This is a genomic window from Pantoea sp. X-Soil-ISGK-285, from assembly GCF_059730815.1.
Window position 1 is genome coordinate 87,075 of record NZ_AP035938.1, and the last position, 11,559, is coordinate 98,633.

General features: G+C 53.3%; 10 protein-coding genes and 1 pseudogene. 5 read left to right on the forward strand and 6 right to left on the reverse strand.

Going from position 1 to position 11,559, the window contains the following annotated elements:
• The first annotated feature begins 150 nt into the window (after nucleotides 1–150).
• From AC6I8B_RS00405 to AC6I8B_RS00415, 3 genes and pseudogenes are all read left to right on the forward strand, one after another.
• The gene (locus tag AC6I8B_RS00405) at nucleotides 151–537 is read left to right on the forward strand and encodes a hypothetical protein (RefSeq protein ID WP_022624817.1); all 387 of its coding nucleotides are present in this window, start codon (nucleotides 151–153) and stop codon (nucleotides 535–537) included.
• A 36-nt stretch (nucleotides 538–573) separates the two neighbouring features.
• Nucleotides 574–2,468: pseudogene (locus tag AC6I8B_RS00410) on the forward strand (DUF4258 domain-containing protein); the annotation flags it as partial.
• Complete coding sequence (locus AC6I8B_RS00415; RefSeq protein ID WP_060681419.1) at nucleotides 2,455–2,757, forward strand: lipase chaperone; 303 nt, start codon at nucleotides 2,455–2,457, stop codon at nucleotides 2,755–2,757. The pseudogene AC6I8B_RS00410 and the gene AC6I8B_RS00415, both read left to right, overlap by 14 nt.
• 47 nt (nucleotides 2,758–2,804) lie before the next feature.
• Here the strand turns inward: AC6I8B_RS00415 and AC6I8B_RS00420 are convergent, their stop codons facing one another.
• Nucleotides 2,805–3,038, reverse strand: a complete 234-nt coding sequence (locus AC6I8B_RS00420; RefSeq protein ID WP_064690451.1) for a SymE family type I addiction module toxin — start codon at nucleotides 3,036–3,038, stop codon at nucleotides 2,805–2,807.
• A 369-nt stretch (nucleotides 3,039–3,407) separates the two neighbouring features.
• Here AC6I8B_RS00420 and AC6I8B_RS00425 point away from each other — a divergent pair, with 369 nt between their 5' ends.
• Both AC6I8B_RS00425 and AC6I8B_RS00430 read left to right on the forward strand, forming a co-directional pair.
• Nucleotides 3,408–3,692, forward strand: coding sequence for a damage-inducible protein J (locus AC6I8B_RS00425; RefSeq protein WP_122459548.1), 285 nt, complete (start codon nucleotides 3,408–3,410; stop codon nucleotides 3,690–3,692).
• Nucleotides 3,689–3,988: a type II toxin-antitoxin system RelE/ParE family toxin gene (locus AC6I8B_RS00430; protein ID WP_115388059.1), complete on the forward strand. Its 300-nt coding sequence runs from the start codon at nucleotides 3,689–3,691 to the stop codon at nucleotides 3,986–3,988. The genes AC6I8B_RS00425 and AC6I8B_RS00430 overlap by 4 nt, the downstream gene beginning before the upstream one ends.
• Nucleotides 3,989–5,381: 1,393 nt before the next feature.
• Here the strand turns inward: AC6I8B_RS00430 and AC6I8B_RS00435 are convergent.
• From AC6I8B_RS00435 to fdnG, 5 genes are read right to left on the reverse strand one after another with little or no spacing between them, the layout of a single operon-like run.
• Nucleotides 5,382–5,993 (reverse strand): glutathione S-transferase, encoded by a 612-nt coding sequence (locus AC6I8B_RS00435; RefSeq protein WP_022624824.1) that lies wholly within the window; start codon nucleotides 5,991–5,993, stop codon nucleotides 5,382–5,384.
• 21 nt (nucleotides 5,994–6,014) lie between these two features.
• Nucleotides 6,015–6,938 (reverse strand): formate dehydrogenase accessory protein FdhE, encoded by a 924-nt coding sequence (fdhE, locus tag AC6I8B_RS00440; RefSeq protein WP_157354078.1) that lies wholly within the window; start codon nucleotides 6,936–6,938, stop codon nucleotides 6,015–6,017.
• Complete coding sequence (gene fdoI, locus AC6I8B_RS00445) at nucleotides 6,938–7,579, reverse strand: formate dehydrogenase cytochrome b556 subunit (protein WP_010257478.1); 642 nt, start codon at nucleotides 7,577–7,579, stop codon at nucleotides 6,938–6,940. The genes fdhE and fdoI overlap by 1 nt, the downstream gene beginning before the upstream one ends.
• On the reverse strand, nucleotides 7,579–8,478 hold the full coding sequence (gene fdxH / locus AC6I8B_RS00450) for a formate dehydrogenase subunit beta (RefSeq protein ID WP_010257476.1): 900 nt from the start codon (nucleotides 8,476–8,478) through the stop codon (nucleotides 7,579–7,581). Before fdxH ends, fdoI begins: the two co-directional genes overlap by 1 nt.
• A 12-nt stretch (nucleotides 8,479–8,490) precedes the next feature.
• Nucleotides 8,491–11,541 carry a formate dehydrogenase-N subunit alpha gene (fdnG, locus tag AC6I8B_RS00455; RefSeq protein WP_157354075.1) on the reverse strand — a complete coding sequence of 1,017 codons (3,051 nt, stop codon included), beginning with the start codon at nucleotides 11,539–11,541 and terminating at the stop codon, nucleotides 8,491–8,493.
• Nucleotides 11,542–11,559 lie beyond the last annotated feature (18 nt).

Sequence of the window (11,559 nt, forward strand, 5' to 3'; positions counted from 1 at the left end):
ATTAAATATGGCAGGAGTGGGGTTTTTATTAGGTATCATTTTATGGCTATCTTATTATTTACCGTATAGAAAAAGAAATTTGAATAAAACAAAAAGTTAATGCAGTCTGTTAAAAATAGGGTTAAGTTTAGATATGATGAGTGATGCCATATGACTGAGAAAATTTTAAGTATTGATATCGGTGTTCATTCCTTTAAAAATATTCAGCTAAAGGATATTAAGTATTTTTCTGGGGCGCTTGATCTGACTTTTTACTTATTTGATGAGGATTTTAAAAGTAATGTTATGGTTACTTTTGAATGGATACACTCCTTTCGTGTAACAGATGAAGGTGACTTGCTAAAAATGCAAGATGATCTGAATGGTCAGATGATTACAGGAATTTATACAGTAGAAGGATCTCATTATTTATCATGGTTTAATAAGCAAAGCGCCAACATCCATGATGGGGGTACTATAAATCATTACTTAATAGTTACAGGCGATGATGTTATTGAAGTACTGTCTTCTGTTAGTCCAACAATAACACCTTGTTAATAGAAAGCCCAGTTTTCACGGCTGGGTTTTTACTTTATAACCAGTGAGTTACCCGATAATGGCCGCTACTCAATAAACCTCATCACTGTCACCGACAGCACCAGCAGCAGCGCGGGCGGCAGCTTCACCTTCGGCTCGATGACCGGGTCGGCAAACGTGAACGTGAGCCGGGATAAGATGCACAGCACCTGGCAGAGCGTGGCGGAACAGACCGGGATATTTGCCGGAAAGGGCGGCTTTGACGTCACGGTAGGTGAGCACACGCAGCTGAACGGCGCGGTCATCAGCTCAACGGCCTCCGCCGATAAGAACCGGCTCGACACCGGCACGCTGGGCTTCGGCGACATAGAGAACCACGCGGACTACAGGGTGGAGCACCAGAGCGCGGGCATTAGCACGGGCGGCAGCGTGGGCGGTCAGTTCGCCGGGAACATGGCGAACGGCATGCTGGCGGGGCTGAACGACAGCGGCAGCGCGGACTCCACCACGAAGGCGGCGGTGAGTGAGGGCACCATCGTTATCCGCGATAAGGAACAGCAGACGCAGGACGTGGCGGACCTCAGCCGCGACGTGGCGAACGCGAATCCGGGGCTGGACGTCATCTTCGACAAGGAGAAGGAGCAGAACCGGCTGAAGGCGGCGCAGCTTATCGGGGAAATCGGGGCTCAGGCGGGAGATATTGCACGGACGCAGGGCCAGATAGCGGGCCTGAAGGCGCAGCAGGACCCGGCGGCGCTTCAGGCGGCGAGGGAAGAGCTGGCCAAAAAAGGGAAGCTGAACCCGACGGCAGATGAAATAGCGAAGCAGGCTTATGATACGGCGATGAAGCCGTTCGGCACGGGTTCGTCGCTGCAGCAGGGCATCAGCGCAGTGACGGCGGCGGTGCAGGGGCTGTCTGGCGGGAACGTGGCGCAGGCGATAAGCGGCACGGCGGCACCGTACCTGGCGGAAAAGATACATGAACTGACGACGGACGCGAACGGTAAGGTAAATGTCCAGGCGAACCTGATGGCGCACGCGGTACTGGGCGCGGTAACCTCTTACGCGGCGGGCAATACAGCGCTGGCGAGTACATCGCGCAGCAGATGTATCCGGGGGTTAAACGTGAAGACCTGTCTGAGGAGCAGCGGCAGACGATAAGTGCGCTGCGTACGCTGGCGGCGGGTCTTGCGGGCGGCGTAGCGGGTGACAGCACGGCGGATGCGGTGGCGGGGGCGTAGGCGGGGAAAACGTCGCTGGAAAATAACGCACTGAGTGATATTGCGCAGGCGCAGTCTGAAGGTAAGACGCCGGAACAGAAGGCCGGTGAGTACGTTGAGGCAGAAAACGAACGCTATAAGAAGGCAAACTGCGGCGGCATGAGCGCCGAAGCCTGCTCGGTGAAGTTGTATGAAGAGCGGCGTGAAGCGCTGAAAGATATGGCTTCGCTGGGTGCTGACTTCGTACCTGTTGTGGGTGATATCAAAAGCTTTGCGGAAGCGCAGTCGGCGCTTGATTACCTTGTGGCTGCAATCGGTATCATTCCTGGCGCGGGAGATGCGGCAGGCAAGGTCATCAGGGCAGCAGAAACGGCGCTGAAAAAAGGCGACGTGGCTGAAGCGTCGAAGCTGATTAATAAGGCCAGTGACGAAGTGTCTGCAACTCTCCCAATGGGAAGTAAGCGCAATCCGATGAATCAGCCAAGTAATCCATCTTATCAACCTGTAAGAAATCAGCCGAGTACGATCAGTAATCGAGAATATTCCGGGCATGCTTTAGACAGAATGCAGGATCGAGGAATAACCCCTTCTGTAGTTGAAAATACGATTAAAAATGGTAAATCAACACCTAGTCGAGGTGGAACAATAGTACATTATGATCCTGAAAGTAAGGTATCCGTAGTTACGAACGAATCTGGTAGGGTGGTCACGGTTAAATATGGCGATAAATAAGAAGAATGACATCTGTGAATATGCGCTTAGTTCACTAAATGATGTCGTCAGCTTTGCGAGGTTCGTTAATTATGCGGAAGATTTACCTCAGCTAAACGATCTGTTTGAAGGGGAACATGATAAGGATAATTATCAGCAAATATGGTTTGAGCTAGAAATTATTAACGCACTTGCCTTATCTGAGTGGGAAATTGAAGGCCGTCCCGCAGACTGGCAAACTCGCTGGCTATCAGACTATAAACAAGATGCTTCTGAACTAATAGGTAAGTTATTAAGAACGTTGAAATAAAAGTAAAATCCCAGCCAACCGGCTGGGATTTTACTTTTATCGGTCAGTTACCCTTCAGTCGCCAGCCGGATAACCAGCTGTCCCGGCCCGGGGATCACCTCGATCTTCTGCCCGGTCGTAAAGCCCAGCGCTTCCAGCCAGCGCCCTTTAATGGTGAGCTGTGGCAGCGGGTTCGGCTGGCCTTTATTAGGCCGGTATCCCACTTTGTAATAATGTGCCTGCGATCCGCTTGCGGCGGTTGTGGGCGTGTGGGTCTCTGACTTATGATGTGCCTCAGCCATAATTAACTCCAGTTCAGTTAGTTGTGGTCAGCGGGCTGTTGGTGTTCCACCACCTTCAGCTCGCGTTAAAAATCTCTCGTTACGTTCTTCCTTTTCTGTTTTCTCCTGTTCAAATATACACCGCCCGCTTTGTAAACTCGCTGAAAGCTAAGTAATAAACTGCGAGTCGTCTCTGAAAAACGGATTGTTTTTTCCATTTACTATTTCGTTTACATCCTCTTCTCAATACTCTCTTCAGCATCTGCAGCCGGCCATTTGTTCCTATGGGTGTGGCGATTTCCTGCATCGCATAAGAGTGAAATGAAGATGACAGAGAAAAGGATGACAGGCATCATGACACCACAAATGACACCACGCGAGAGGCAGGTTATGAGTACTATCCACTTCAGGATTGATGAGGACGTTAAACGACTGGCGATGCGGGCAGCAGAGCGCCAGAAGATGACGCTGACAGAGGTTATGCGTCAGCGAGCGGAAGAGCTGGCTGCCGAAGAGCGGCAATATCAGGACAGTAAACATGATGCATGGCTGGAAGAGCAGATAGTGACGGCATTCAGTCGTTATGATGCCGGTGATAGCGAGTTCATCAGTAACGATGAAATGAATACCCGCATGGAAGAACTGAAAGCGCAGGCCGCGCGGGGAACGTTGTGATATCAGCCGTTCAATGGGAAAAACAGGCGCAGGCAGACAGGGAGACGATATTTCGTTATCTGTATCGTGAGGCTGGCCTGCTGGTAGCCAGTGCAACAGACGATAAGTTTACCCGTATGGCCAGTCTGATTAGCGAAAACCCGCGGGCCGGAACAAAAGTCGGCACAGAAAAACAATATAAACTGGTGGTGCCACGCTTTCCGTTCATCATCATCTATGTTGCCGAAACAGATGGCGTTCGCATCCTGCGGGTACTTCATACATCCCGGAAAATATCAGGCCGCTATCAAAGATAGTTAGCCTGTTCATCCAGCATCAGATTGTCAGGCATAAGAACGTCGTCAGACAGAACGGCACGCTTCAGAGCTGGATTAGAAAATTAGCACCCAAACCGCACCTTTTAATTTTTCACCTGCCATCTACAGCACACCATCACGCCGCAGGCGGCGTCGTCCTTGCAAAGCTTTCACGCTGAAACAGTGTTTCCGCCAGACGGTGTTGGTGAAGGGGCTGACGGGTAAGAACCTGGCGCAGGTGGTAAGCGATACGGATGCAGTTTGCTTAGCAACGCAGATAAATAAGCTGACGGAAGACTATTCGGAAGTACAGGCGATAGGGGCGCGTTGCTGGGTACGGTAACCTCTTATGCTTCTTGCAACTTGGCGCTGACAGGCGTACCGGACGGTGTCAGTGACGTAGTATAATAAAAATACGCTCTAAAACCTATAGTCAACTAGCAAAGTGAAAGTGAGTTTTCGCTAATTCCATTAGCAAATTGAATTGTTTGAAAGTATATTTACGAGAAGATAGCTCACTAACAACCAGAAGTTAAAATAAGTTTTAGTGTTATATAAGGAAAGATTAAAATGCATGGAAGCCGTTTTGTTTCTGGCTATGAAAAAGGCAATGTTAAACGCTATTTATTACTCTCCGTTTTTTTCATCATATTCGCAGCATGGCTATGGTATCTGATGTGGTCAACTGGCATCGCAAGTCGTGTTGTATTAATGAAGAGTGTTCCCGAGTGGACAACATACATTACTGTTGCATAAATAGTAGGTCTTGTTTTTTCGGGGCGAGTTGTTTATTTTAGACCAGTTGGTGAATCAGCTATCTATGTACTGAAAGCTTTTGGATGTGGCTTTTCTATTGGTCTTATATGCATTCTAAATTGTTACAGTGTCTATGTTTATATCGCTCCTGGTAACATTGTTCAGTATGAGTCTGAATATGAGGTTACGTTTCCAGGCCCGGCAGTTGGGAAATATAGCCATTGTGAAGCTGGCTTGTGGATTAAAGATGCTCACACAAAAAGATGGCTTCAACTTTGTACAAATCGTACGAATTTATACAATGACAGGAAGCAAGGTATGACTAAAGTATGGGTGACGGCTCATACTAATAAAATAGGGTCTTACATTATAAATTATAAGTTCACTTATGATTAATTTTAAAACAACTATACGCATTAATTATTATTTTTATAAATCCGGGTTAACTGAGTGATAGTTAAAATTTCCGAGCGGAAAGTCCAGAGGCAGGAATGAAGATAATCCAGTAAAATTAATATTCGTGGGCTTTTACTGATCTATAGCCTGGCTCCAGATTTCTGCTGCTCTTAATGAAGTCATTACCTTGACATGGAGCCAGACACCATTGTCCTTCTTAATGGTTCTGGCTCAGCACCCATCACGCCGCAGGCGGCGTCGTCCGCGCAAAGCTCTCACGCTGAAACAGTGTTTCCGCCAGTTTCACCAGCGCCGGTCGTTCAACACACCAGTTCGGCACTACGCGACGGAAATTGAGGTAGCCGATCATGCAACCGGTGGCGATATCCGCCAGATTGAGCTGGCCGTTGTTAAGCCATTTCCCCTCTGCCGCCTTCGCTTCCAGCATGTCGAGGCTGCGCTGAATCTTTTCACGATTGCGCAGCAGCACCTCTTCCGACTGTAAATTTCCCGGACGCATCTGCTCGCGCACGATCACCAGCGCGGCATCGCTGACGCCATCCGCCAGCTTCTCCAGCTGACGGATGTTAAGCGATTCAAGCGGATCGGCAGGCAGCAGAGCAGGCTCCACGCCACGCAGTTCCAGAAACTCCGCAATGATGCTGGAATCGAACCAGATTTGCTTATCGTCAGCGACCAGCGCCGGAACTTTGCCCAGCGGATTGTAGTGCGGCACGTGGCTGTCATCGCTGTAAGGCGATGCGTTAACGAATTCAAAAGTAATGCCTTTTTCCAGCATGATAATCGAAATCTTACGCACAAACGGGCTGGTATAGCTGCCAATCAGTTTCATCGGGTTCTCCAGAGTCAGTGACTATTCGCCAGGAAACATAAAGGGATTGAGACTGCTGCGTGCGAAGCCTTCCTGCTCCATTTTGGCATCCAGTATCAGCGATGCCAGGTCATCTGCCACCGGTTCAATGGCCGGATCTTTCTCCTGATAGAGCATCTTCAGGTAAGTGCCGCAGTCGCCACAGCTCTCTGCTTTCACCGCCGCCCGTTCGCTGTCGATCGACCAGTAATGCAGATCACGGGACTGTTCGCACTGGGTACATTTGCTGCGCACCACATGCCATTCACTTTCGCACAGATTACAGTGCAGATAGCGCGCGCCTTCATGACTGCCCATATGCACCACGCTGGCGACCGGCATACTGGCGCAGACCGGACAGAACTGACGCTGATCGCCCATCTCAGCGCGTGCTTTGCCTGGGATCAGGGCCGCCATCTGCGCCCAGTAGAGCGAAAGCGCCGCCCAGATAAAGGGTGCTTTGTCGCTGCTGACCAGCGCATACTCGCCGGTAAACAGCGCGTTGGCCAGCGTTTCCAGCTCGGTGGCGGACGCCTTCTCCAGATTCTCCAGCACCGCCAGTGCCTGACCGCTCATCTCTGGCTTCAGCTCGGCAATCAGTGAATGCAGGAGTCGCTGCCAGTGGGGATCGCGCGGCAGGGTATGAATATTCAGCGGCGGCTTGCCCTCGCTGGCGCTCTGCGTCAGGCGGGCATGCAGGTCGATGTGCAGCGGATGGTCATACAGCACAATCTCCTGCGCTTCAGCGATCACCGCCGCAAAGCGCAGGTAGTCGCCGAGTGGGTTTTTCGCCGCCAGGTCACGCAGTCGCGCAGCACGACGGCTGTATAAATTTTTCAGCCGTGGAAAAAGTAACGGCGGAATCATCTCCGCCGTTGTCTTTTCGCCTTTCTCCAGCTGATCTTGCGGGATTATGCGAATACTCATCAGGGGCGTTTTTCCTGTTTTATTGGCGGATTACGCTGCTCGCGATACCAGCGAGGATGGTGCTGCCTGGCCCATTCGGCGCTGACCCAGCCTTCCACCATCGCGGTCAGTGTGCCTTTGACCCACAACGCAGCATAAATGTGCACCATAATGACGATGATTAGCGCCACCGCTGACACCGAATGTACCACCAACGCCAGACGAATCAGCGGAATGGCGAAGGCATCGGCAAAGTAAGGTCGCCAGATCACGATGCCACTGGCAAGCAGCAACACTAAGCTGATAATAGCAGCCCAGAACACACACTTCTGACCAAAGTTATATTTACCGGTATCACCCACCTCTTCATTCAGCGCAATCCGGTGAATGTTTCTGGCCCAGTAAAGGTCATCGCGATTAATCAGGTTGTGTTTCCAGTAACGCAAAAACATCAGCATAAAAGCAACGAACATCACCACACCGACAAAAGGATGCAGGATACGCGCCAGCTGTGGCGTGCCAAATATCTGCATCAGCCAGTTGAACGACGGAAAGAAAAACCCTAATCCGCTTAACGCGGCCATGACAAAGCAAATCGCGACAATCCAGTGATTGATGCGTTCGGGTGCGCGGTAACGCACCAGATGATCGGGCTTTTTCATTATTTGCGCTCCTCAGGGTGATCGTCGTTGTCGTCGTGCTCTTCAGTGACGCGATTCGGGCCAACGCCAACATAGTGAAAAATAGAGGCGGCGAACGTAGCGGCAAAACCCACCGCCGCCAGCGGTTTCCAGATCCCCTTCCAGAAGGTCACCGTCGGGCTGATGCCCGGGTTAGCAGGCAGACCGTGGTAGAGCTGAGGCTTGTCGGCATGATGCAGCACATACATTACATGGGTGCCGCCCACGCCTTCCGGGTTGTAGAGGCCAGCCTGCGCAAAGCCGCGCGACTTCAGCTCCGCTACACGTTCCTCCGCCAGCGTCAGCATGTCGCTTTTGCTGCCGAAATGAATGGCACCGGTCGGACAGGTCTTCACACAGGCAGGCTCCTGGCCGACGCTGACGCGATCCACGCACAGAGTGCATTTGTAGGCGCGGTTATCCTCTTTGTTGAGCCGCGGCACGTTGAACGGGCAACCCGCAATGCAGTAGCCGCAGCCGATACACTGCTCAGACTGGAAATCGACGATGCCGTTGGCGTACTGAATAATGGCACCTGCCGACGGACAGGCTTTCAGGCAGCCGGGATCGGCGCAGTGCATGCAGCCATCTTTGCGAATCAGCCAGGCCAGCTTGCCGTTCTCTTCAACTTCCGAGAAGCGCATCACCGTCCAGGATTTGGCGGTCAAATCGGTAGGGTTGTCATAGACCCCGATGTTATGACCGACTTCATCGCGGATGTCGTTCCATTCGGAGCAGGCGACCTGACAGCCTTTGCAGCCAATACAGGTGGTGACGTCAATTAGCTTCGCGACTTCACGCTGGTGATCGCGCGCCTGTGGCGGTGGGGTGAAGCCGTTGGTCGCTGAGCGACGGATAATATCTTGTGATTGATAAGCCATTGTCATCTACCGTTACGCTTTTTCCACTTTCACTAAAAATCCCTTGTACTCCGGGGTCTGCGAGTTGGCATCGCCAACCGACGGCGTCAGCGTATTGGCGAGGAAGCCTTTACGCGTGGTGCCTTCAAAGCCCCAGTGACAGGGAATACCCACGGTATCAACCGGCTTGCCGTCAATCATCAGACGCTGCAGACGACGTGTTACCACCGCTTTGGCTTTGATATAGCCACGGCGCGACGAGACTTTGACGCTGTCTCCGGCCTTGATGCCTTTCTCCTCTGCCAGTTCGGTGCCGATTTCAACAAACTGCTCCGGCTGCGCGATTGCGTTCAGCAGGGCATGTTTGGTCCAGTGCCGGAACAGTTCGGTGATGGAATAGGTGGTGGCGACGCAGGGATAGTCAGCGGCCTCGCCCAGTTGCGCGGCGTCGCTGCTGAATAGTCGGACGACCGGACTATGACGCTGCTGCGGATTCATAGGATTGTCGGCGAGCGGGCTTTCCATCGGTTCGTAATGTTCCGGGAAGGGGCCGTCGGCCATCTTATCGAGCGCAAACAGATGGCCAAGACCATCGGGCTGCATGATAAACGGACCGGCCTGCTGCTGCGGCGACAGCGTTACCGGATAATCCGGCACGTCGATGCCGTGCCAGCGAGTGCCATCCCACTCAATCAGGCGGCGATTCGGATCCCAGGCTTTACCCTGCGCATCCGCGGAGGCGCGGTTGTAGAGAATGCGGCGGTTAGCCGGCCACGCCCAGGCCCAGCCGGAGACCGCGCCCAGCCCCGATGGGTCGGCGTTGTCGCGTCGTGCCATCTGGTTGCCTTCCGGCGTCCAGCTGCCGCTGTAGATCCAGCAGGCGCTGGCTGTGGTGCCGTCGTTACGCAGCTCTGAGAAGCCGTTGAGCTGCTGGCCTTTTTTCAGCAACAGCTTGCCGCTGGCGTCGTAAATGTCGGCCAGCGCCTGACCGTTGTTCTCCTGCGCCACCTCTTCCGGCTCAGGATTAGACGGATCGCGGTAGTCCCAGCGCATTGCCATCAGCGGTTCAGGGTTTGCTCCGCCTTCCAGGCGATAGAGCGCGCGCAGACGCATGAACAGATTGCCGAGGATTTTACCGTCGTGCAGCGCTTCAGCGGGCGGCTCCGCAGCCGCCCAGTGCCACTGCAGCCAGCGTGACGAGTTGGCCACCGATCCTGACTCTTCAGCGAAGCAGGAAGAGGGCAGACGGAACACTTCGGTCTGGATTTTCGAGGGATCGACATCGTTGAACTCGTCGTGATGCTGCCAGAAGCTGGCGGTTTCGGTGCGAAGCGGATCGATCACCACCATATATTTGAGGCGGGACAGTGCCCGGACCGCTTTATTTTTGTCCGGGAAGGCGGCCAGCAGGTTGAAGCCCTGAATCAGGCAACCATTGAGCGCGCCCTGTTCCATCATCTCCGCCTGCGCCATGCAGTCGTAGCTCTTATCCCACTTCGGCAGCCAGTCGTAGCCCCACTGGTTTTCCGCTGTGGCCTTATCGCCGTAGAAACTCTTCATCAGGCTGACGAAAAATTTGTCGGTGTTCTGCCAGTAGTTGACCTGATCCGGCAGTGCCGCAACCGGCGTGGCCTGCTGCAGGTAGGTTGCCAGCGTGGTCATCTTTTCGGAAGGCAGTGGCAGATAGCCCGGCAGACTCTGCGCCAGCAGGCCGAGATCGGTATAACCCTGCACGTTGGAGTGGCCGCGCAGAGCGTTAATACCGCCGCCTGGCATCCCGATATTACCCAGCAGCAGCTGAATCATCGCCGCCGTGCGGATAATCTGCGAACCGTTGGTGTGGTGAGTCCAGCCCAGCGCATAGAGAATAGTCGCGGTGCGATTCGGCACACAGGTGGAGGCCAGCTGCCTGCACACCGCAATAAAGGATTCCTGCGAGGTCCCGCACAGGCGCGTCACCATTTTCGGGGTGTAACGGCTGGCATGGGTTTTCAGCAGGTTCAGCACGCAACGCGGGTGAGTGAAGCTCTCATCGCGTTTCGCATGGCCGTTTTCATCCAGCTCATAGTGCCAGCTCTGACGATCGTACTGACGGGTTTCAGCATCGTAACCGCTGAACAACCCGTCGCTGAAGCTGAAACCTTCGCTGACAATCAGTGCGGCATTGGTGAAGGCGCGAACATACTCCTGCTGAATCTGATTGTGTTGCAGCAGATAGTTGATCACTCCCATCAGGAAAACCACATCGCTGCCGGCACGCAGTGGCGCGTAGAGATCGGCGACCGCCGCAGAGCGGTTAAAGCGTGGATCGACCACGATGACTTGCGCATTGTTATGGGTTTTGGCTTCAATCACCCATTTAAAGCCAACCGGATGCGCCTCGGCGGGGTTGCCGCCCATGATCATCACCACATTGGCATTTTTGATGTCGTTCCAGTTATTGGTCATCGCACCGCGACCAAAGCTGGGGGCCAGCGCGGCCACGGTCGGGCCGTGACACAGGCGCGCCTGGTTTTCCAGCGCCAGAATACCCAGCGAGCGGGCAAATTTCTGATCGAGCAGGCCGGTTTCATTACTGGCGGCGGAAGAGCAGAGCATGGCGGTGGTCGGCCAGCGGTTTACCGTCACGCCAGCGGCGTTGGTGGCCTGGAAATTGGCATCGCGATCCTGCTTCATCAGGCGGGCTATGCGGTCAAATGCCTCATCCCAGTTGATGCGCTGCCATTTATCCGAGCCTGGCGCGCGGTATTCCGGGTATTTCAGGCGCTGTTCACTGTGAATAAAGTCGAGCACGCCCGCGCCTTTGGGGCAGAGCGATCCACGACTGACAGGATGGTCAGGATCGCCTTCAATATGGTAAATCGAGGCGCGGGCATTTTTAGCGCCATCACCCAGGCTGTAAATCAGCATGCCGCAGCCGACTGAGCAGTAGGTGCAGTTATTACGTGTCTCTCTGGCGCGAATGAGTTTGAACTCTCTGACGCTGGCTAAGGCTGTGGTGGGGGCAAAACCGAGTAACGCCGCGCTGGTGCCCGCCAACCCGCCAGCACAGATTTTGAAAAAACTCCGTCTGTTAATTTGCATTTTATCGTTCTTCTTTAT